A 19,871-nucleotide genomic window follows, 5' to 3' on the forward strand; every position below is an offset into this window, starting at 1 on the left:
TTATTGAGCTGCGGCAACGATGGCAGCAAAATCTGCTGCTTTTAGGGAAGCCCCTCCAATTAATCCGCCGTCCACATCTGGTTTTGAAAAGATCTCTTCTGCGTTGCCCGGCTTTACACTCCCCCCGTAGAGGATGGTTACATCCTGAGCTATCTGATCATTATAGGCTTCTGCGATAGTCTTACGGATATAGGCGTGCATTTCCTGTGCCTGTTCTGGTGATGCAGTTTCCCCTGTGCCTATAGCCCAAACGGGCTCATAAGCCAGGACGATATTTTTCCAGGAATCGCCATCGAGGTGGAACAGGCCGTTTTTCAACTGACTTCCCACTACTTTAAAATGATCTCCACTTTTCCGATCCTGTAATTCCTCCCCGAAACAGAAGATGATCCGCATTCCCGCATTGAGGGCGGCATCGACTTTTTTAGCCAGAAGCGCATCGTCTTCCCCAAAATAAGCCCTTCGTTCAGAATGGCCCAGAATCACGGTATTTATTCCTATTGACTGAAGCATGTCTGCAGAGATCTCACCCGTGTAGGCTCCACTTTCGGCAAAGTGCATATTCTGGGCAGCCACTTCTATAAAAGAACCATCGAGTTGAGTAACGGCTTCCGCCAAATTCACAAAGGTGGGGGCTATCATCACTTCGGCAGTAGATGGGGTAACAGCCGACATTAACTCCTCGATCAGCTGGGCCGTTTCTGCCCTGTTCTTATTCATTTTCCAGTTTCCGGCTACAATTTTATTTCTCATAATTTTATTTTTGATCAGTTTAAGAATAGAAGTTCATCCAGGTCATTGTAATGGACTTTTTGAATTATAGTACCTCTTTCAAGAACGAGGACACCAGGATTGGAGCGCACTATGGTCTTAAGAGTAGTTTCATCCGTAAAATAAAAAGGAAAATCAAGACCATACTCATCTATTACCCGAGAACTCCATTCTTCATTAGAAGCCGACATCCCAATGACCTTATAGCCTTTGGATATTGCTATATCAGTCACATCCTTCACTTCCTGAAAGACTTTATAATTACTTTTAGCAAGATCATAGGCAATTACCATAACAAGATTATCCTCAGAGAGAAGTTGTTCAGCCATATCAACGCCTACTTCTTCGATCGTAAAATCATGGATGGGCGGCTCATACCCCTTCTGGATTTCCTTGGTCTCTACTTCTATAAATTCCCCGTCAACTGTGGGATACTCCCCCTGGGTTACTACAGTAGTCTGCTCCCCATCCACATCGAAAGTCCAGGCATATTCAAAGATAGCCTTAGGGGCATCAGCAGGGACGCTCATGCCTTCAGAAATGTTTGCTCCTATCTTATAGGGTCGGAAATCGATAGAGGGCAAATGGTTGATCACCTGGTTGACAAACAACACGCAGGCCAGGAGAGAAACAAGGAGAATTACTATTGAAGTTTTTGCTTTAAAAATCGGCTGGATGTACTTCCTCCCGTAGAACAATAGTAGGATAAGAACTAAAAGTACCACATCCTTGGTAAAGGATTCCCAGGGGGTGAGTTTTACCGCATCCCCGAAACACCCGCAATCTGTAACCTTATTAAAGTAGGCCGAGTAAAAAGTGAGGAAAGTAAAGAATACTATCATCCCCAGTAAACTCCACAAGGTGATCTTCTTCTGGTAACCGAGTAAAAGTAAAACCCCCAGAACTACCTCAAAAATTACAAGGAAGATAGCCAGGGCCAGGGCATAGGGTGTAAAGAAGGTCAGGTCGAGTACTGCCGGACTGAAATACTCTTCCAGTTTAAAGGAAAAGCCAACAGGGTCGTTGAGTTTGATAAGACCCGAAAGGATAAACAGCACCCCGACGAAAATTCTTGAAATAGTGACAATAATCTTCATAGTTCGCATTTAAATTATCAGGAAGTTTCCTCTTCCAGATGGATCATGGCAAAGACTGCATAATTAATAATATCCTGATAATTGGCACCAATGCCTTCACTTACCAGGGTTACTCCTTTGTTATCTTCAATTTGTTTTACCCTCAGTAATTTCTGAAGGATAAGATCGGTTAATGAGCTTACCCGCATCTCACGCCAGGCTTCACCGTAATCGTGGTTTTTATCCTCCATCAGTTTCTTGGTGGTAGAGGCGTATTTGTCATAAAGATCGGAGGCTTGTGAAGGGCTAAGGTCGGGTTGTTCCACTACCCCTTTCTCGATCTGTATTAAGGCCATTATAGAATAATTGATTATCCCAATAAATTCTGAACGTTCATCCTCATCTACTTTTCTCACCTCTTTCTCCTGCAGGCTTCTGATCCGTTGAGCTTTGATAAATATCTGGTCTGTAAGGGAAGGTAGTCTCAGGATTCGCCAGGCAGAACCGTAATCCTTCATTTTTTTAACGAACAACTCCCTGCACCGTTCTAATATGGCATCGTATTGTTCAGAAGTATGCTGCATATCCTTCTATTTTGCGTACATTTCGTTCAAAATACTGTCGGCCTCAAAGGTCGTAGATTAATCTAAATCGGCAAAATGAATTCTCGCAGATAAAAGGCTGCCCTCCAATGATGACATTAAATTGCATCGGCAAAATGAATTCTCGCAGATAAAAGGCTGCCCTCCAATGATGACATTAAATTGCAAAGGAACCTTAATCGACCTCACTAAACCCAGGGTAATGGGTGTTTTAAACTTAACTCCAGATTCTTTTTATGACGGCGGGAGGTACAAAGAAGAAAAGAGCATTCTCTTACAAACTGAAAAAATGCTTCGGGAAGGAGCAACGTTTATTGATGTCGGAGCTTATAGTTCACGTCCCGGTACAGAGGATATTGCAGTAAAAGAAGAACTAAATCGTATTCTTCCTGTGGTAAAACTCCTGATACAAAACTTCCCTGAAATCCTGATTAGTACAGACACCTTCAGAAGTGAAGTAGCCAGGCAATGCCTTCAAGAAGGAGCTGCTCTTGTCAATGATATCTCAGCGGGTAAACTCGATCCACATATGATGGAAACGGTGGCGGAAGCAAGAGTACCCTATATTATGATGCATATGCAGGGGACGCCCCAGACCATGAAGGAGAAGAATACTTATAAAGACCTGCTTGAAGACATACGTTTTTACTTTTCTGAAAGAATTGCGAAGGCCAGGACAATGGGCATACACGATATAGTTATTGATCCCGGTTTTGGTTTTGCCAAAAATATCAGTCAGAATTTCGATCTGCTCCGGAAGTTTTCACTTTTGAAGACATTTGGCGTTCCTGTTCTTGCCGGTCTCAGCAGAAAGTCGATGATCTACAAAATTTTGGGTGTTTCGCCTGACCATGCCCTCAACGGTACTACGGCCCTTAATATGATCGCCTTGCAGGGAGGGGCAAATTTATTGAGAGTGCACGATGTTAAAGAGGCAATGGAATGCATCAGCCTTTATAATCAACTTAACACACAGACATCATAGCTTCGAATAGACTATTTTTTCTAATTTTACAAAAACGACCGGATTGGACTTTCTAAATTTTCTGGATTTTAAGATTACAGACCTGCTAGACATCCTTCTTGTCGCCATCCTTCTTTACTATATCTATAAATTAGTCCGGGGTACTGCCGCGGTAAATATCTTTCTGGGGATTGTTTTTGTGTGGGCTTTCTGGAAATTCACTCAGCTCCTGGGGATGAAGATGATCAGTAGTGTGGTAGGCGGATTTATGCAGGTAGGGCTTATCGCATTGATCGTTGTGTTCCAGCAGGAGATAAGGAAATTCCTGCTGATGATCGGCTCAACAAATCTGGCCAACAAACGCACTTTCGGAAAACGCTTTAGCTGGCTGAAGCAGGATGGGATCATTCCGGATCTGAATATTGGAGTGGTACTCGAGGCCTGTGAAAAAATGTCTAAGAGCAGGACCGGGGCTATCCTGGTCATTGAACGTAACAATTCCCTTGATTTTATCAAATCTTCAGGCGATAAAATGAATGCGGAAGTAAACCTCCCTCTGCTCGAAAGTATCTTCTTTAAGAACAGTCCGCTGCACGATGGGGCTGCCATCCTGAGGGGAAACCGCATCATCGCCACCCGGGTAATCCTCCCCTTGTCTCAGGAGCGAAATATCCCATTGAGATTCGGACTGCGCCACAGGGCTGCCATAGGAATCACTGAAAAAACAGATGCCCTTGCCCTTGTGATCAGTGAAGAGACCGGAAGTATATCGTATATCAAGAACGGGGAATTCATTATGTATAAAGACATTAAAGAACTGGAAACTCTTCTGAAAAAAGACCTTCAATAAAATGAATTGCAAGAATTGCCAGATACAGTTACAAACTGATGAAAACTTTTGCCATAGTTGCGGTGCAAAGGTTATGCGCAACCGACTTACTTTCAAAAATTTATGGAATGATTTTAAAGAAAGAGTCTTAAATCTGGACAACAATTTTTTCCGAACATTTAAAGATCTTTTCCTCAGGCCTCATCTTGTAGTTGATGGTTATATTTCCGGGGTTAGGAAAAAGTATATGGATCCCATCAGCTATATGGGTATTGCCCTTACTTTATCGGGACTTCTCTTGTTTTTACTTCGGAAGTACTTCTTAGATAAAATTAATTTTGATTTGCCATTTGATAACTTCGATCCTGAATTAGCACGAAAAATGATGCTGGTTTCTATGGATTTCAACTCCTTCCTTTTCTTACTCTATATCCCCGTCGTTACTCTGGTTGGATGGGTAGTCTACAACTGGAAAAGTTATCTTTTGTCAGAATATCTAGTTCAGGGTACCTATAGTTTGGGCCATTATAGCATTTTCACAACACCGGTTACTCTGATTATTCTCCTACTGGCTCCTGATTATTATTTCGACCTGTCTTTCCCTATCATTGCTTTGATGGCATTGTATGCCATATATGTAGCTTCAAAAATCCATGGTTTCTATTGGCTTAGGACCCTACTTTTTTTCTTTGGTTTTGGTCTGGGATTTTTTGCTCTGGGCATCCTTTTGAATATAATTTTTCTGCTATCCGGTGTAATAACATTGGAAGATTATATGCCAAAGGGATAAAAAAATGAAACAACTTAAGCCACTTCTTCCGCCAGGAATTGGGCTTCGTAGAGTTTGCTGTAATACCCATCTTTCTTAAGGAGTTCCTTATGCGTACCGATCTCTACGATCTGTCCGGCATCCATTACAATGATCTTGTCTGCCTTCTTTATGGTAGCCAGGCGATGAGCGATGATGATGGAGGTTCGGCCTTCTGTGATCTTGTCGGTAGCCTTTTGTATTAGTTTTTCTGTGTAAGTATCCACTGAGGAAGTCGCCTCGTCAAGCACAAGAATACTGGGATTGATGACATAGGCCCTGAGGAAAGCGATAAGCTGACGCTGCCCACTTGACAACATCGTTCCTCTTTCCTTTACGTTATAGTCGTACCCTTCGGGTAATGAGTTGATAAATTCGTGAACCCCAATCCGTTCTGCTGCTTCTTCTATGGTTTCTTTAGAGATGGACTCATCCTTTAGGGTAATATTATTGGCAATCGTATCGGCAAACAGAAAAACATCCTGAAGTACAATGGCGATATTCTTACGCAAGGAGGCTAGCGTAAAATCTCTGATATCAATCCCATCGACACTGATACAACCACTGTTGATCTCGTAAAAGCGGTTGAGCAGGTTGATGATGGTTGATTTCCCCGCTCCTGTAGCGCCCACGATGGCTACGGTTTCTCCGGCCCTGACATCGAAAGAGATCCCATGTAATACTTCTTCGTCTTCCAGGTAACCGAAACGCACATCCTTAAAACTGATATCTCCAGCTACCGGAGTTTTCTGTACAGTGCCGTCATCCTGAATTCTGCTATCCGTATCCAGTATCTTAAATACACGGTTGGCAGCAACCATTCCCATCTGAAGGGTGTTAAATTTATCCGCAATCTGCCTCAAAGGCCTGAAAAGCATTTCTATATAAAGAATAAAGGCAAAAATAGTTCCGGCAATGTCTACCTCAATATTAGCGATATTCTGGAGTCCTCCATACCAGACTACCATGCCTATGGCGATGGAGGTAACGATCTCCGCAACGGGAAAAAAGAAAGAGTTGTACCAGACTGTCTTTAACCAGGCATTCTGGTGCTTTTCATTGATCTCCCTGAATTTGGCGCTTTCAATTTTTTCCCGGGTGAATAATTGTACGATCTTCATCCCTGTAAGACGTTCCTGCACAAAGGAATTGAGGTTGGAGACCTGTGCCCTGACTTCAATAAATGCGACTTTCATGGCCTTTTGAAAGAGGCGTGTTGCATAAAGGATTATAGGGAGTATAGCAAATACAAGTAACGACAACCTCCAGTTCATCCAAAGCATCATACTGGCTGCGGCAAACATCTTGAGCAGGTCCGAGACGATGGTGAAAAAACCCTGACTAAATATCTCTCCTATCCGTTGCATATCTGCAACTGCCCTGGTAACCAGTACCCCAATGGAGGAATTGTCGAAATACTTCATCCTGAATCCCAGCATCCTTTTAAAGAGCAGAATCCGGATATCCTTAATTACCGACTCTCCAAGCCAGTTTGCGTAATAGTTAAACAGCAGTTGAAATACCACCTGTCCCACGAGTACACCAAGCATGGCGAGGGATAAAACCAACAACTTATCCATATCCCTTACATTGATGGCGTCATCAATAATATTCCTAAGAATGTAGGGAGTAAGGACAGCAAAAAATGTGAGTAGGATACCCGCTATGGCAACCCCGTAAAAAGTGAGCCTGTACGGCCTTGTCTGGGCGAGTAATCGTTTAAATAAATTATAGTCAAAGGCTTTGCCTGTTTCCTTATCCATGTAGTTGAAATAGGGTATCGGGATATCTAATCTTCATCAAATATAACCCTTTTGCAGGCACTGAAACACCGGCTTCCCCCCTGTCTTTGCTTTTTATAATACTATTAACATTCTCAACCGTTGATTTCCCAAGACCCACATCCAGAAGGGTTCCTACTACAGCCCTCACCATATTCCTCAGAAAGCGGTCTGCGGTTATGGTAAAAATCAGCGTATCGCCTTCTCTACGCCATTTTGCTTCTTTAAGACGACAGACATATGTCTTTACATCTGTATTCGATTTTGAAAAGCATTCAAAATCGCTGTGCTTCAGCAACTCCGCTGAGGCAAGATTCATCGCTTCCATATCAAGAGGAAGGTGAATGTAGTGGGCCCAATCTGCTGAAAAAGGATCTTTTCGGCTTACCACACGGTATTCATAGGTTCGTTCAAGAGCATCAAAACGGGCATGGGCTTTTGGTAACACCTCCCTGATTTCACGAACAGCAATGTCCTCAGGAAGAAAAGCATTGAGTCTGTGCACCAATTCAGCCGTTTCCAGTCTATTGTCGACATCAAAGTGAGCAAAAAGTTGCCGTGCATGCACCCCGGCATCGGTCCTACCTGCTCCTACAAGTTGTATCTCTGCCCTTAGTAGCGTGGACATGGCCTCTTCCATAGTTTGCTGAATACTCCGGGCTTTGGGTTGTCTTTGCCATCCGTGATAAGCTTTGCCGTTATAAGAAAATTCAATAAAATATCTCAAGGTGAAATCTTATTTTTGTCCGGTACAAATATACCCCTTTCATGACCAAAATCTTATTGCTTTCAGATACCCACGGGCATTTAGATGAGACAATTCTTAAATATGCACGGCAAGCTGATGAAATCTGGCATGCAGGAGATATCGGCACTATAGAGGTTGCCGATAAGCTGGCTGCAATCAGACCTTTAAACGCTGTGCACGGAAATATTGACAATGCGATGATACAGGGCGAATATCCCTTGGATCAACGTTTTTTCTGTGAAAAGGTGGATGTTTGGATTACGCATATCGGTGGTTATCCCAACCGATATAGTCCCCGTGTTAAACAACAGATCGCTCAAAACCCTCCTCAATTATTTATCAGCGGTCATTCTCATATTCTTAAGGTGATGTGGGACAAAAAGCTCAATTTGCTACATATGAACCCAGGAGCTTGTGGGAAGCAGGGGTTTCATCAGATGAGAACCATGCTCCGCTTTGAAATCAATGAAAAAGAAATACAGAAACTGGAAGTGATAGAGCTCGGCAAACGCTGAAGAAGTTTAAGTTTCCGATGCAGTAAAATAACATTGCGGTCATCCAAACGATACAAAAAACAAAAAACCCCGGTATGGCAACCGGGGTTTCACGCACTAATACTACTAAGATGTTAGGTTTAACGTAAGCGGTCAACAGATTTTACAAGATCCTCATCCTTTTTGATAGCCCTGTTGGCCAGGACCAGAAAAACGATAGAAAATACAGGAATCAGCATCCCAATACCCTTCTCAGAGACCAAAGCCTCTCCGGATAAGTTTAGCGACCGGTAAACGAAAAATCCCAGTAAAAAAAGATTAAGTATCATATTTAGTCGGTTCAGTACAAACTGGCTTTTCCTATCCCTGTACCTGAAAATAGCGAGGGCTGCCAGCAAAGCCGAACCGTAAAAAGCTATCGAAATCGCAATTTCATTCTTTGCAAAAACCACAATTCCCTGAGCATCAGTCCACAATGCCACCCAAAATGGCAGAACCGCTCCCAGTAGGACAACGGCAACCATATAGAGTGTCTGAATACGTTGTATCATTGTGACATTGTTAGTTCGCGCTGCAAAAATAAAGGTCTTTTTAAAAATTAAAGACGAATTATTGAAAATATTTTGTAATTTTACAATGTTATTCTTGATAGTACTTACCCACTGGGATCTCATTCCCAAGTAAATCCAAGTAACAAATACTTCTAAATTTTATAACCACGTTTAACTTATTCAAAACTCAATGTTTGAGATTTCCGATTTAAAGGCAATGAAGCTACCTGAGCTTCAGAAGATTGCCGAAACTCTAAAAGTTCCCAAATACAAGAGCCTTAAAAAATTAGATCTTGTTTATCAAATCCTGGATCTGCAGGCCAGCAACCCAAAGATGGTTAAAGAGACCGCAGAAGTGGTAGAAGGTTCTGCCCCACAGGACCGTTCAAGAGAACGAAGCCCTAAACCAAGACCGAGAAAAAGTCGGAATGATGGTTCCCCTGATGCGAAAGACACCAGGCCTGCTCAGAAACAAAAAGAACCTATATCCAAGGACAAAGGGGAAGAAACGGCAAAAAACGAACAGCCGAAAAAAGAACATCCCCGAAAGGAACATCCAAAAAAAGAACATTCTGGGAACACTTCTAAAGGACAGGGTTCCCCCAAAAAGCATCACCAGAACAACGGACAGGATAAAAAGTCGAGCAACTACGACAAAGACCTGAAAAACAAATACAAACAACCTGAGTACGAATTCGACAGCATCATAGCAAGTGAAGGAGTTCTTGACATTATGCAGGATGGGTATGGATTCCTCAGGTCTTCTGACTACAATTATCTATCATCTCCTGACGATATCTATGTATCCCAGTCGCAGATCCGACTGTTCGGCTTAAAGACAGGAGATACGGTGCTTGGTAATGTAAGGCCTCCTAAGGAAGGGGAAAAGTATTTCCCCTTAATTAAGGTGAATAAAATTAATGGGCAAGATCCCCAGGTAGTTCGCGACAGAGTTGCCTTTGAACACCTTACCCCTCTCTTCCCAAAAGAAAAATTTAAGCTTGCTGAAAGGCAAAGCAACATTTCAACGAGGATCATCGATTTGTTCTCCCCTATAGGTAAAGGACAAAGAGGAATGATTGTTTCCCAACCTAAGACGGGAAAAACCATGTTATTAAAGGATGTTGCGAACGCAATTGCGGCAAACCATCCGGAGGTATATCAGATCATCCTTTTAATAGATGAACGACCTGAAGAGGTAACTGATATGCAGCGGAATGTACGAGGGGAAGTAGTGGCCTCTACCTTTGACAAGGAAGCCACGGAGCACGTAAGAGTCGCTAATATTGTTCTTGAGAAGGCAAAACGACTTGTTGAATGCGGGCATGATGTAGTAATACTGCTCGATTCTATCACTCGATTGGCAAGAGCCTACAACACGGTTCAGCCAGCTTCCGGAAAGGTCTTAAGTGGAGGTGTTGACGCCAATGCCCTGCACAAACCTAAGCGTTTCTTTGGAGCAGCCAGGAATATCGAGAACGGTGGATCCCTTACAATCATTGCGACGGCACTTACAGAAACCGGTTCCAAGATGGATGAGGTAATCTTTGAAGAGTTCAAGGGAACAGGAAATATGGAACTGCAGTTAGACAGACGAATCAGCAACAGGAGAATCTTCCCTGCTATCGATCTTATCTCTTCTTCAACAAGAAGGGACGATCTGTTACTAGACGAAAATACTATCCAGAGGATGTGGATTATGCGTAAGTATCTGGCCGATATGAATCCTATTGAGGCCATGGAATTTATGGAACAACGTATCAAACAGACCAAAAACAATGAAGAATTCCTGATGACCATGAGTCAGTAAGGAAATCTTCCAGATATAAAATCCGGGAACGCGACATAAAGTGTTCCGGGATTTTTTTTGCCTATTAACGGATGTTTAGAAAATAAAAAACCCGGCCTTTTGCCGGGTTTTTATCAAAATGTTATTAGTGAATAGCTTATATGGTAGCTACCATTTTCGTCAGCTTGCTTTTAAGGTTGGCCGCTTTATTATCATGAATGATGTTTCTTTTAGCCAATTTATCGATCATACTGATCACTGAAGGCAATAAGGCATTCGCCTTTTTCTTATCTGTTTCACTTCGTAACTTCTTGATTGCGTTACGAGTGGTTTTGTGCTGATACCTGTTACGCAGGCGCACTGCTTCGTTCCTTCTGATTCTCTTTAATGCCGACTTGTGATTTGCCATCTTTCTATTAATTATATTTTTTATCTGCCTTTTCCGACAGTCTTCCTGTAGCCCGTAGGGGAATCGAACCCCTGTTACCAGGATGAAAACCTGGCGTCCTAACCCCTAGACGAACGGGCCAAATTAATAACCCTAATCCTGCTTTTTTCCAAAGCACGATCAATTTTAGTAGCCCGTAGGGGAATCGAACCCCTGTTACCAGGATGAAAACCTGGCGTCCTAACCCCTAGACGAACGGGCCAAAGGTAGGTGCAATTGCGGATGCAAAAATACAATTATTTTTTACTACCGCAACCCCCTCACATTATTTTTTAATAGGCTGTTTAATAGGCCTTAGCGAAGAGTACTCTTTGCTGGCTTGGCTTACCGGTAACCATACAACTCCCCTCCTCCTTCTTGTCTCCCAGAGGGATACAGCGAATGGTGGCTTTCGTCTCTTCTTTTATTTTTTCTTCAGTTGCTGCGGTTCCGTCCCAATGAGCGAGGAAGAATCCGCCTTTAGACTCAAGAAGTTGCTTAAACTCCTCATAAGAATCTACACGTGTAATATGCTGTTCTCTGTAGTTAAGTGCCTTTTTGTAAATGTTCTCCTGTATATCAAGGAGCAGGTTTTCAATGTGACTTACTATTCCTGAAGCCCCCACGGTCTCCTTTTCAAGGGTATCCCGCCTCGCAACTTCATAAGTATCATTCTCCAGATCACGCTGCCCGATGGCAAGGCGAACCGGTACTCCCTTTAATTCGTATTCATTGAATTTGAATCCGGGCTTATGCGTATCCCTGTCATCGAACTTTACCGAAATCCCTTTAGACCTCAACTCTTTTACCAGAGGCAATACCTTTTCAGAGATGGTCTCCAATTGCTCCATCCCTTTGTAGATAGGTATAATTGCCACTTGTATGGGAGCCAGTTTTGGGGGTAGTACCAGTCCGTTATCATCACTGTGCGTCATAATGAGGGCACCCACTAGTCGGGTAGAAACCCCCCAGGATGTAGCCCATACGTAATCCTGTTTCCCCTCTTTGTTGGCGAATTTTACGTCAAATGCTTTGGCAAAATTCTGTCCGAGGAAATGAGAAGTTCCGGCCTGCAGGGCTTTCCCATCCTGCATCAGGGCTTCTATACAATAAGTTTCCACAGCCCCGGCAAAGCGTTCTCCTTCTGTTTTTGTTCCCTTAATCACAGGTACAGCCATATGCTCTTCTGCAAATTCCGAATAGATATCCAGTATAGTCTCTGCCTCTTTTACAGCTTCTTCCCTGGTAGCGTGGGCTGTATGTCCTTCCTGCCATAGAAATTCAGCGGTTCTTAAAAAAAGTCGGGTACGCATTTCCCAGCGCACCACATTGGCCCATTGGTTGATCAGCAACGGCAGATCTCTGTAGGATTGAATCCAGCGTCTGAAGGTATCCCAGATAATGGTTTCAGAGGTTGGGCGTACAATGAGTTCTTCTTCCAGCTTCGCCTCAGGATCGACCACTATACCACTCCCATCCTCGGCATTTTTGAGCCTGTAATGTGTCACTACAGCACATTCTTTGGCAAAACCTTCTACATGACTGGCTTCTTTACTGAGATAGGACTTCGGAATAAAAATTGGAAAATAGGCATTCTCATGACCTGATTCCTTAAACATCTTATCCAACCCCGCCTGCATCTTTTCCCAGATAGCGAAGCCATATGGTTTAATCACCATACAGCCCCGAACACCCGAATTTTCTGCGAGATCAGACTTTACTACGAGCTCGTTATACCACTTGGAATAATCCTCGGATCGCGTCGTTAATTTTTTTCCCATCTAATGTACTTTGGCACAAAACTTGTATCAATTATCAAGAATAGTTGGGCAAAACTAACTATTTTTAATATGTTCAACAATATAAATTTGTACTCATGATAGATTCCTTACCCCGCCAAAAAACCATCAATATGATTGTCCTTGGTCTTCTAGGCTTTGGGATGGTCTCCTGTGGATCGTATCAGCAGGCATCGTATTACGATAATGACGGAATATACCCTTCAGGAGTTGAAAGACAAACAGTCTACACTACTCCTAGAACGACTGTTCAGAAAGCACCTAAAGAGAACGAAGATGGTATCTACGGAGATTACTTCGGGCGTAAGGCTGAGGAAATCGACGATTTCATGGAAAATGAGATCTTTACGGATGTTGATGAATACTACAGCGGAGTAGAGAATGACAGTCTCGATTTTATAGAGAATGAGAATTATTTTGACAATAATAACACCTATGCCGGAAATCCCGGATGGGGAGATAATCCTACCAACGTCACTATTAATTTTAATGATAATTGGGGATGGAATAACTGGGGCTGGGCTGATCCTTTCTGGGGCGCCGGTGGCTGGTACTACGGTGGATTATACAGTCCGTGGAGATGGAGAAACCCCTGGGGCTGGGGCTGGAATTACGGCTGGGGCGGCGGCTGGAACAACTGGGGCTGGGGAGGCTTTGGCTGGAACAACTGGGGCTGGGGTGGTGCCTGGGCCTGGAATTACGGCTGGGGAGGCTGGAACAATTGGGGCTGGAATGGATACAATCGCTTTGGATATCCCTACTACGGTTACAACAGATTTGGACGTGGTTATAACCGATACGCCTCTAACAACTCCCGAAGAGGATATTACAACAGGAATACGCTTTCTTCAAATTCTTTAAGGGGAAGGTCCAACCTTAACAGCCGAAGTGCAAGTACACGTTTGAGAAATAACAGTGGCAGATCGAACATTTCATCACGAAGCACAGCTCGCAGATCCTCTGCTTACAGGGGAGGAACCACAGCGAGACGTTCTGTGAGTGCCGATGCTATCAGCAGAAACAGGAGTTACAGAACAAGCAGAAGCTCCAGGGTTTCCCCGAACTATAACCGCAGTTCTGCACAAAATAGATATAGTGGAAACTCCGCATCAAGAAGTAACATGTACCGAAGAAGTAGCGGGAATGTCACAAGACCTTCATCCAGATCTTACAGGTCCTCAGGATCCCAGCGATCTTCGGGCTACAGATCTTCAAGCACTAGAAGCTCAAGGAGTAATGGTGCCTACAGAAGCTCAGGATCTTCCAGAAGTTCAAGAAGTTCAGGTAACTACCGAAGCTCAGGCAGCAGCAGTCGCAGCTCCGGAAGCTACAGGAGTTCAAGTAGTGGACGATCTTCCAGTGGGAGTGTAAGAAGCAGTTCCAGGGGAAGCAGCCGATCATCCGGTGGCCGATCTTCTGGTGGCAGATCATCTGGAAGCAGGGGCGGAAGAAACCAATAATCCTTTTACGTTCAATAAATAAAAGACAGGACAATGAAAAAATTTCTAACGTTCATTACGGGTTTGTTATGCCTTAGCGCAACGGCTCAGAACATCGATGACGTACTCAGGTACAGCACAGAAAATCTACAGGGAACAGCTCGTTTTCAGGGAATGGCGGGGGCTTTTGGGGCCCTGGGTGGCGATATGTCGGCATTAAACATTAACCCTGCCGGGTCTTCCATCTTTGCCAATAGTCTCTTCACCATTACCGGAGCAAATTATCACCAGAACAACGAATCTACCTATTTTGGTTCCTTGGGTTCTGAAGTGCGTAATTCTGTAGACATCAATCAATTGGGAGGCGTCTTTGTCTTTAACAGCAGAAATTCGAATTCCCCCTGGCAGAAAATTGCCCTGGCTATTAATTATGATATGGCCAGGAATTTCGACAATGAAGTCTATACCTTTGGAAACGGTAATCAGGGAATAGACAATTACTTCCTGAACTTTGCGAATGGAGTACCATTTGGCCCACTTCAGATACAAGATGGAGAATTCATTGAAGAAGCCTATCTCGATATCGGTGCCAACCTGGGATTCAGGGAGCAACAGGCCTTTTTAGGATACTACGGCGGAATTATTGATCCGGTAGATGAATCGGATAATAACAACACAGCCTATGTTTCTAATGCCCAATATAATACAGTTGATCAGGAATATTTTAAAAGGACCAACGGGTATAATAGTAAACTCACCATGAATTTCTCAGGACAATATCAGCAAAATCTGTTTATAGGAGCTTCCCTTAACTTTCACACTGTTCTCTACGATCAGTATACCGAATTTACAGAAACAGGATATGATGCCGGTTCTGAAATTCAATTCGTAAATTTTGACAACTACCTGCGTACAGAAGGCTCCGGCTTTTCCTTTAGCCTGGGGGCTATTGCCTTGTTAAATGAAAATGTCCGCCTGGGAGGAAGTTACCAATCACCTACCTGGTACCGACTCCTGGATGATACTTCTCAGCGGATCAATTCGGATCTGGCAGATTCTGAGATCGGGTTTATCGACTTTAATATTGTGAATCTATTTGACGAATACACCATAAAAACCCCCTCAAAACTTACCGGTAGCCTGGCAATTGTTTTCGGACCCCAGGGATTACTGAGTTTTGATTACGGCTACCAGGATATGTCCCAGGCAGAATTAAGGCCTCTGTCTGATCCCAGCTTTAGTGATGAAAACAGCTTTATCGCTGCCCAGTTGGGTACAGTAAACACGTATAGGATCGGGGGAGAATACAGAATTGATAACGTGAGCCTCCGCGGCGGTTATCGTTTTGAAAGCAGCCCCTATGTTGACGGGGTTACCATAGGTGATCTTGAAGCAGTATCTTTCGGACTGGGCTTTAATTTTGGTGGAAGCAGACTCGACCTGGCCTATAGCAGATCCGAACAAAATGCTCAGTCGCAATTGTTTTCTACTGGGTTCCCTTCTCCTTCTTTAGTAAACAATATCAATACAAACATCTTATTGGGCTATACGCTCAACCTCTAAGAAATTGTATAATTGAAATAAGAATGAGCCGGTGGAAGCCGGCTTTTTTTATCGAACCAGGGAAAAGTGTGTCCTGATGGTATTTGCCACTACTATCCCCTGTTCATCGCGAGAATAATCCAGCCGGAACCAATAATCAGAAGAAGGCATAGGTCGGCCATTGAATGTCCCATCCCATCCAATAGTTGTTTCATCCAGTTGCTTTAGCAACTTTCCGTAACGGTCAAAGATGAAGACTACAGGGTCTGTGAGGGTCTCAATTCCAAGAATATTCCAGGCGTCGTGAATACCGTCCCCGTTAGGAGTAAAGAATTTGGGGTAACCTACTACCAGAAATGGAATAGGATTGGTAGTACCACAGCCGATTTTGTCATTTATAATTACCGTGTTCTCACCCGGAGGGACATCGTAAAAAATAGCCGAATCCTGGAAATCTCCCCCATTGATAGCGTATTCATAGCTGCCGTTTCCGTCTACGATTATTTCAATATTGTTGCTATCCGAAAGATCATCGAGGATAACCACTTCCTGTAAAACAGGAGTGCCGTAAAATGTGATCAGAATATCATCAGTAATGGTGGTAGCCAGATTGGTAATGATTTCAACAAAATAGCGCCCTGAATTTGGGCTTGTAACAGTATATGTGGTCTCTGTGGGCCCTGAAGCCAATACCTGGTCTATAACCCCGTCATCTTCGTAATCCACACTCCAGGTAACGTTGGCAATATCCGGTCCGGCAGGCGAATTCAGTGCACTCAGTACTATATCGGGGACGCCCTCACAGGTCACAATATCCAGACCCAGGAATTCATCTCTCAAAGTACAATCGAGAGCAGTATTCTGGTCCTGATCTACCGAATACCCTGTAAAGGTCAGAGAAAAAGGTTCCGGATCCCCGTCAAAATTGGTATTAAAATTATTGATCAGAAGGTAATAGATCTCACCCTCTTCCACAATGAGCCATTCATCGTAGGTATTCTGACTGCCGGTAAGGTTCGGAGCACCTTCCTGACCGTTTTCGGGATTTACTCCGATCCCGGTAAAATTGGTGTCATTAACCTCATAATTACATCGTATAGGCTGGGCAGTTCCATTACTGATACTCCCACAATCCACATCAGGCCCGTATAAGGCAAAATCCCATTCAGCCGTTACTGTTCCACTGGTTCCCGGAAGGGCTTCAATATCGAATCCGATCTGCCCCCGTGTTCCTGCCCGGAATACGTACCAGGAAGTGTTGTTCTCGATATTTGCAGAACTTACGCTACCCTTTTCCAGACACCCACTCTGCCTGATTACATCAGGATCAAAATCGTCTATATCCCCTCCCCCGTCGGCAAACGAGAGGATAGGAGCATCGGCGCACACAGGAATAGCACTCCGGCAATCCGGAGAATTCTGAGCAAACAGGCCAACGGTGCAAAAAAAGACAAGAGCCGTATACCAATGGTATTTTTGCATAGAAATGGGGCTATTTAACGAGGGTTAAACAGTATGTATAACTGGGAGGGGGGAAATTTAGTATAATTTCATCCTACTTTTTTGACTCTTAATCGATGAACGGATGGTCTTAGTTACCCGTATGGGAATTATCGTCTTAATGAGAAGTGATTGTTGATGTACCTGGCTTCCACCCGTTGGTTACTGTCGTCCAGAAAAGAAATCTTAAACCAATAATCCGTGGAAGGGACAGGGGCACCGTTGTAAGTTCCATCCCATCCGAGATAATCCTCTTCCATAACTGCAAGTAGTTTTCCGTACCTGTCAAAAATCTGTACTACGGGTTCCCTCAGTGTTTCAATACCCACGATTTGCCAGAAATCGTTTGATCCGTCACTGTTGGGAGTAAAAAAGGTAGCAAAACCCACCACAATTATATTGTCTGTTACCGTGCCACATCCATTAAGGTCGTTGATGGTCACTGTATGCATACCCGGGCTTACTTCCCTGAAAACAGGGGAAGATTGAAACGGCCCGGTGTCTAGTTGGTACTCAAAGTTTCCAGGTACATTATTTACAATTTCTACCGTATTTGCGGTCTGAAGATCATCGATCAGGACCTCAGAAATTACAGGGGGTTCGGATACCGATACACTCACTGTCCTGCTGGCCGAGCAATTTAAACCTGCGGTAGTATTGGTTACTGTGAGGGTGTAGTTACCAGCCTGTGTGACCGAAATACTGGGAGTTGTCTCCCCGCTATCCCAGGAATATATGTATTGGGCGTTCGGAAATAACTCGCCTATGATCTCACCGGCTGTATTTTCACAAATAAAGACTTCATCCTCAAAAGTGAGCACAGGAGTCACTACTCCTTCCAAAATAAACTGTTCAGAAGCATCGTAACATCTTGGATTCTCAAGACTTGATACTCTTACATAGATCGTTTCATTCCCCGAATTTATGGTGTGTAATTTTGGAAGGGGATTCAGGCCATTATCTGCATCCGAAAAGGTAGAGTGATAACTTACCAGATGTGTTGCAGGATCTTGTGGGCCCAGGGCTTCAGCATCCTTTACTTCCAGGTTGAATGTTCCGTTTTCCACGCATAGGGCTTCATCTGCAAGAGGATGGGTGACGGGGGCTACAGAAAATGCCACCTGTACGTCACTAATAATATCCGGAGGTGCCGGCATACTAACTCTTACCCTGTACATGGCGGAGCTATTTACAGACAATGTGGGTGATACTTCACCGGCCAGAACCTGATAACCACTGCCCGTATCGCTATACCAGGTGTAGCCGAGGGCATTGGTCGTTGTTGCATCCAGAGTGACAGTTTCGTTATCGCAGGCTGCAATGGGAGCGCCGAGCAGGTTATTGATTATTGAACAATCAAGTGCATCATTGGGGTTTGTAACAAAGATCTGGCCCGAAAACTGGATAGAAAACCCTGAATTACTGTTGCTGAAATTGTTAATCAGGAGATAGTAATCCTCGCCTGGTGCTACCTGTATCCAGTCTTCGTATTGCACATTGCCAGTGTTTCCTGTAGGGTCTTCCCCTACTCCCATATAGGCATCTTCATCCCCGTTATCAAAAAAATTACATCGGATAGGGTCCCCCAGGGCTGCACAGCTCGAAGACCTGTAGAGGGCGAAATCCCAATCCTCGGAGGTGTCGAAGCCAATGTTAAATCCAAGCTGACCCGATGCACTGGTCCTGAATCTATACCAGGCCGAATTGGATTCGATAAATCCTGTTATGGTAGGTTCCAGACATCCGGAGTTAGGCGCATTGTTGAAATCGTCGGTTCCATAGCCTGAGGTCCCCCCATTAACAGGCGTATTATTGCAAATGGGAATCGCATTAAGGCAATCGTCAGCAACCTGAGCAGCTGCGTTGTTCAGTATAAAAACAAAGAAAATACAAAGAAGACCCAGAGGTATTCTCATGAATGACTAAGGTTTACATGTAAATCCCTAAAATAAAGGAGCTGTCACCTTAACACTAATTTATGTTGTGTATAGGCCGTAACGGCGCATAAAGTGCCATTTTATGTATATCTTTGCCCTTTGTTTAAGACCCGATTTAATGAAAATAAAGAGTTCTTTGGAAGATCATTTTGAGTCTGTTGGGGAAGATCACAGTTCTTCAGCTGAAGACACCCCTATAAGACCGGATGCCTTTGTCCTGTCTGATGAAGAGAAAATTGAGCGCATTGAAGACAACGTAAGAGATATCATGTTAACTCTTGGTCTCGACCTGGACGATGACAGTTTAAAAGGAACCCCGAGGCGCGTGGCAAAAATGTATGTGGAAGAAGTGTTCAGTGGCTTACATCCCAAAAGAAAGCCCAAAGCATCGACCTTTAAAAACAAGTACAAGTATGGAGAAATGCTGGTGGAGAAGAATATCACTGTATATTCTACCTGTGAGCACCACATGCTTCCTATAGTAGGGAAAGCCCATATTGCGTATTTATCTGCCGGAACCGTGGTTGGCCTTTCCAAAATGAACAGGATCGTTGATTACTTTGCAAAAAGACCACAGGTTCAGGAACGGATGAATATTCAGATTGTTCGGGAACTTCAAAAAGTGCTGGGAACAGAGGACGTCGCTTGTGTGATAGACGCCAAACACCTCTGTGTGAATTCAAGGGGAATACGGGATGTGGACAGCAGTACAGTTACAGCAGAATACGGTGGCCGATTTAAGGAAGAGGCCATACGCAAGGAATTTTTGGAATACATTAATCTGGATACGACCTTTTAACCTCCGGGCATCCTA

Annotated in this window: 18 protein-coding genes and 2 tRNA genes; 8 read left to right on the forward strand and 12 right to left on the reverse strand. The window is 43.8% G+C overall.

Annotated elements, in window-relative coordinates:
- From tpiA to ACA086_RS08780, 3 genes are read right to left on the reverse strand one after another with little or no spacing between them, the layout of a single operon-like run.
- Positions 1-753, reverse strand: a complete 753-nt coding sequence (gene tpiA, locus ACA086_RS08770; protein WP_371002947.1) for a triose-phosphate isomerase — start codon at positions 751-753, stop codon at positions 1-3.
- A gap of 14 nt (positions 754-767) precedes the next feature.
- Complete coding sequence (locus tag ACA086_RS08775) at positions 768-1,868, reverse strand: BT_3928 family protein (protein ID WP_371002948.1); 1,101 nt, start codon at positions 1,866-1,868, stop codon at positions 768-770.
- Between the two features lie 17 nt (positions 1,869-1,885).
- A complete protein-coding gene (locus tag ACA086_RS08780) occupies positions 1,886-2,431 on the reverse strand; it encodes a DUF1599 domain-containing protein (RefSeq protein ID WP_371002949.1) in 546 nt (181 codons plus the stop codon).
- Positions 2,432-2,600: 169 nt separating this feature from the next.
- Here ACA086_RS08780 and folP point away from each other — a divergent pair, with 169 nt between their 5' ends.
- From folP to ACA086_RS08795, 3 genes are read left to right on the forward strand one after another with little or no spacing between them, the layout of a single operon-like run.
- Positions 2,601-3,434, forward strand: a complete 834-nt coding sequence (gene folP, locus ACA086_RS08785) for a dihydropteroate synthase (protein ID WP_371003115.1) — start codon at positions 2,601-2,603, stop codon at positions 3,432-3,434.
- A gap of 43 nt (positions 3,435-3,477) precedes the next feature.
- Positions 3,478-4,263, forward strand: a complete 786-nt coding sequence (gene cdaA / locus ACA086_RS08790; protein WP_371002950.1) for a diadenylate cyclase CdaA — start codon at positions 3,478-3,480, stop codon at positions 4,261-4,263.
- Position 4,264: 1 nt separating this feature from the next.
- Positions 4,265-5,032 carry a DUF3667 domain-containing protein gene (locus ACA086_RS08795; protein WP_371002951.1) on the forward strand — a complete coding sequence of 256 codons (768 nt, stop codon included), beginning with the start codon at positions 4,265-4,267 and terminating at the stop codon, positions 5,030-5,032.
- Positions 5,033-5,046: 14 nt separating this feature from the next.
- Here the strand turns inward: ACA086_RS08795 and ACA086_RS08800 are convergent, their stop codons facing one another.
- Together ACA086_RS08800 and truA are read right to left on the reverse strand one after the other, a co-directional pair.
- Entirely contained in the window at positions 5,047-6,813 is a 1,767-nt protein-coding gene (locus tag ACA086_RS08800) for an ABC transporter ATP-binding protein (RefSeq protein WP_371002952.1), read from the reverse strand.
- Complete coding sequence (truA, locus tag ACA086_RS08805; RefSeq protein ID WP_371002953.1) at positions 6,806-7,558, reverse strand: tRNA pseudouridine(38-40) synthase TruA; 753 nt, start codon at positions 7,556-7,558, stop codon at positions 6,806-6,808. Before truA ends, ACA086_RS08800 begins: the two co-directional genes overlap by 8 nt.
- Positions 7,559-7,599: 41 nt before the next feature.
- On the opposite strand from truA, the gene ACA086_RS08810 reads away from it, so the two are divergent.
- Positions 7,600-8,094, forward strand: a complete 495-nt coding sequence (locus ACA086_RS08810) for a metallophosphoesterase (RefSeq protein WP_371002954.1) — start codon at positions 7,600-7,602, stop codon at positions 8,092-8,094.
- A gap of 119 nt (positions 8,095-8,213) precedes the next feature.
- Here ACA086_RS08810 and ACA086_RS08815 read toward each other — a convergent pair whose 3' ends face one another.
- Positions 8,214-8,624: a DUF4293 domain-containing protein gene (locus tag ACA086_RS08815; protein ID WP_371002955.1), complete on the reverse strand. Its 411-nt coding sequence runs from the start codon at positions 8,622-8,624 to the stop codon at positions 8,214-8,216.
- 190 nt (positions 8,625-8,814) lie between these two features.
- Here ACA086_RS08815 and rho point away from each other — a divergent pair, with 190 nt between their 5' ends.
- Positions 8,815-10,434, forward strand: a complete 1,620-nt coding sequence (rho, locus tag ACA086_RS08820) for a transcription termination factor Rho (RefSeq protein WP_371002956.1) — start codon at positions 8,815-8,817, stop codon at positions 10,432-10,434.
- 136 nt (positions 10,435-10,570) lie between these two features.
- Here the strand turns inward: rho and rpsT are convergent, their stop codons facing one another.
- The 4 genes from rpsT to proS all read right to left on the reverse strand — a co-directional run bounded on the left by rpsT (position 10,571) and on the right by proS (position 12,621).
- Positions 10,571-10,822: a 30S ribosomal protein S20 gene (rpsT, locus tag ACA086_RS08825; RefSeq protein ID WP_371002957.1), complete on the reverse strand. Its 252-nt coding sequence runs from the start codon at positions 10,820-10,822 to the stop codon at positions 10,571-10,573.
- A 48-nt stretch (positions 10,823-10,870) separates the two neighbouring features.
- Positions 10,871-10,942: transfer RNA gene (locus ACA086_RS08830), tRNA-Glu, on the reverse strand.
- Between the two features lie 49 nt (positions 10,943-10,991).
- A tRNA-Glu gene (locus ACA086_RS08835) sits at positions 10,992-11,063 on the reverse strand.
- A gap of 82 nt (positions 11,064-11,145) precedes the next feature.
- Positions 11,146-12,621, reverse strand: coding sequence for a proline--tRNA ligase (proS, locus tag ACA086_RS08840; protein ID WP_371002958.1), 1,476 nt, complete (start codon positions 12,619-12,621; stop codon positions 11,146-11,148).
- A 95-nt stretch (positions 12,622-12,716) separates the two neighbouring features.
- On the opposite strand from proS, the gene ACA086_RS08845 reads away from it, so the two are divergent.
- Positions 12,717-14,099, forward strand: a complete 1,383-nt coding sequence (locus ACA086_RS08845) for a hypothetical protein (protein ID WP_371002959.1) — start codon at positions 12,717-12,719, stop codon at positions 14,097-14,099.
- A 33-nt stretch (positions 14,100-14,132) separates the two neighbouring features.
- Positions 14,133-15,641 carry an OmpP1/FadL family transporter gene (locus ACA086_RS08850; RefSeq protein WP_371002960.1) on the forward strand — a complete coding sequence of 503 codons (1,509 nt, stop codon included), beginning with the start codon at positions 14,133-14,135 and terminating at the stop codon, positions 15,639-15,641.
- A gap of 48 nt (positions 15,642-15,689) precedes the next feature.
- Here the strand turns inward: ACA086_RS08850 and ACA086_RS08855 are convergent, their stop codons facing one another.
- Positions 15,690-17,102, reverse strand: a complete 1,413-nt coding sequence (locus ACA086_RS08855) for a T9SS type B sorting domain-containing protein (RefSeq protein ID WP_371002961.1) — start codon at positions 17,100-17,102, stop codon at positions 15,690-15,692.
- 128 nt (positions 17,103-17,230) lie between these two features.
- Complete coding sequence (locus ACA086_RS08860) at positions 17,231-19,036, reverse strand: T9SS type B sorting domain-containing protein (protein WP_371002962.1); 1,806 nt, start codon at positions 19,034-19,036, stop codon at positions 17,231-17,233.
- Positions 19,037-19,175: 139 nt separating this feature from the next.
- Here ACA086_RS08860 and folE point away from each other — a divergent pair, with 139 nt between their 5' ends.
- Entirely contained in the window at positions 19,176-19,856 is a 681-nt protein-coding gene (gene folE / locus ACA086_RS08865) for a GTP cyclohydrolase I FolE (RefSeq protein WP_371002963.1), read from the forward strand.
- The last annotated feature ends 15 nt before the right edge of the window (positions 19,857-19,871 follow it).

This window comes from Muriicola sp. E247, from assembly GCF_041358175.1.
Classification (GTDB): domain Bacteria; phylum Bacteroidota; class Bacteroidia; order Flavobacteriales; family Flavobacteriaceae; genus Muriicola.

What these genes read in the sequence shown, in the direction of transcription:
- ACA086_RS08780 (WP_371002949.1), bottom strand. Translation starts at nt 2,431, where the DNA reads ATGCAGCATACTTCTGAACAATACGATGCCATATTAGAACGGTGCAGG.
- tpiA (WP_371002947.1), bottom strand. Translation starts at nt 753, where the DNA reads ATGAGAAATAAAATTGTAGCCGGAAACTGGAAAATGAATAAGAACAGG.
- proS (WP_371002958.1), bottom strand. Translation starts at nt 12,621, where the DNA reads ATGGGAAAAAAATTAACGACGCGATCCGAGGATTATTCCAAGTGGTAT.
- ACA086_RS08810 (WP_371002954.1), top strand. Translation starts at nt 7,600, where the DNA reads ATGACCAAAATCTTATTGCTTTCAGATACCCACGGGCATTTAGATGAG.
- rho (WP_371002956.1), top strand. Translation starts at nt 8,815, where the DNA reads ATGTTTGAGATTTCCGATTTAAAGGCAATGAAGCTACCTGAGCTTCAG.
- ACA086_RS08815 (WP_371002955.1), bottom strand. Translation starts at nt 8,624, where the DNA reads ATGATACAACGTATTCAGACACTCTATATGGTTGCCGTTGTCCTACTG.
- folE (WP_371002963.1), top strand. Translation starts at nt 19,176, where the DNA reads ATGAAAATAAAGAGTTCTTTGGAAGATCATTTTGAGTCTGTTGGGGAA.
- ACA086_RS08775 (WP_371002948.1), bottom strand. Translation starts at nt 1,868, where the DNA reads ATGAAGATTATTGTCACTATTTCAAGAATTTTCGTCGGGGTGCTGTTT.
- ACA086_RS08800 (WP_371002952.1), bottom strand. Translation starts at nt 6,813, where the DNA reads ATGGATAAGGAAACAGGCAAAGCCTTTGACTATAATTTATTTAAACGA.
- rpsT (WP_371002957.1), bottom strand. Translation starts at nt 10,822, where the DNA reads ATGGCAAATCACAAGTCGGCATTAAAGAGAATCAGAAGGAACGAAGCA.
- ACA086_RS08795 (WP_371002951.1), top strand. Translation starts at nt 4,265, where the DNA reads ATGAATTGCAAGAATTGCCAGATACAGTTACAAACTGATGAAAACTTT.
- ACA086_RS08845 (WP_371002959.1), top strand. Translation starts at nt 12,717, where the DNA reads ATGATAGATTCCTTACCCCGCCAAAAAACCATCAATATGATTGTCCTT.
- ACA086_RS08860 (WP_371002962.1), bottom strand. Translation starts at nt 19,036, where the DNA reads ATGAGAATACCTCTGGGTCTTCTTTGTATTTTCTTTGTTTTTATACTG.
- ACA086_RS08855 (WP_371002961.1), bottom strand. Translation starts at nt 17,102, where the DNA reads ATGCAAAAATACCATTGGTATACGGCTCTTGTCTTTTTTTGCACCGTT.
- folP (WP_371003115.1), top strand. Translation starts at nt 2,601, where the DNA reads ATGACATTAAATTGCAAAGGAACCTTAATCGACCTCACTAAACCCAGG.
- ACA086_RS08850 (WP_371002960.1), top strand. Translation starts at nt 14,133, where the DNA reads ATGAAAAAATTTCTAACGTTCATTACGGGTTTGTTATGCCTTAGCGCA.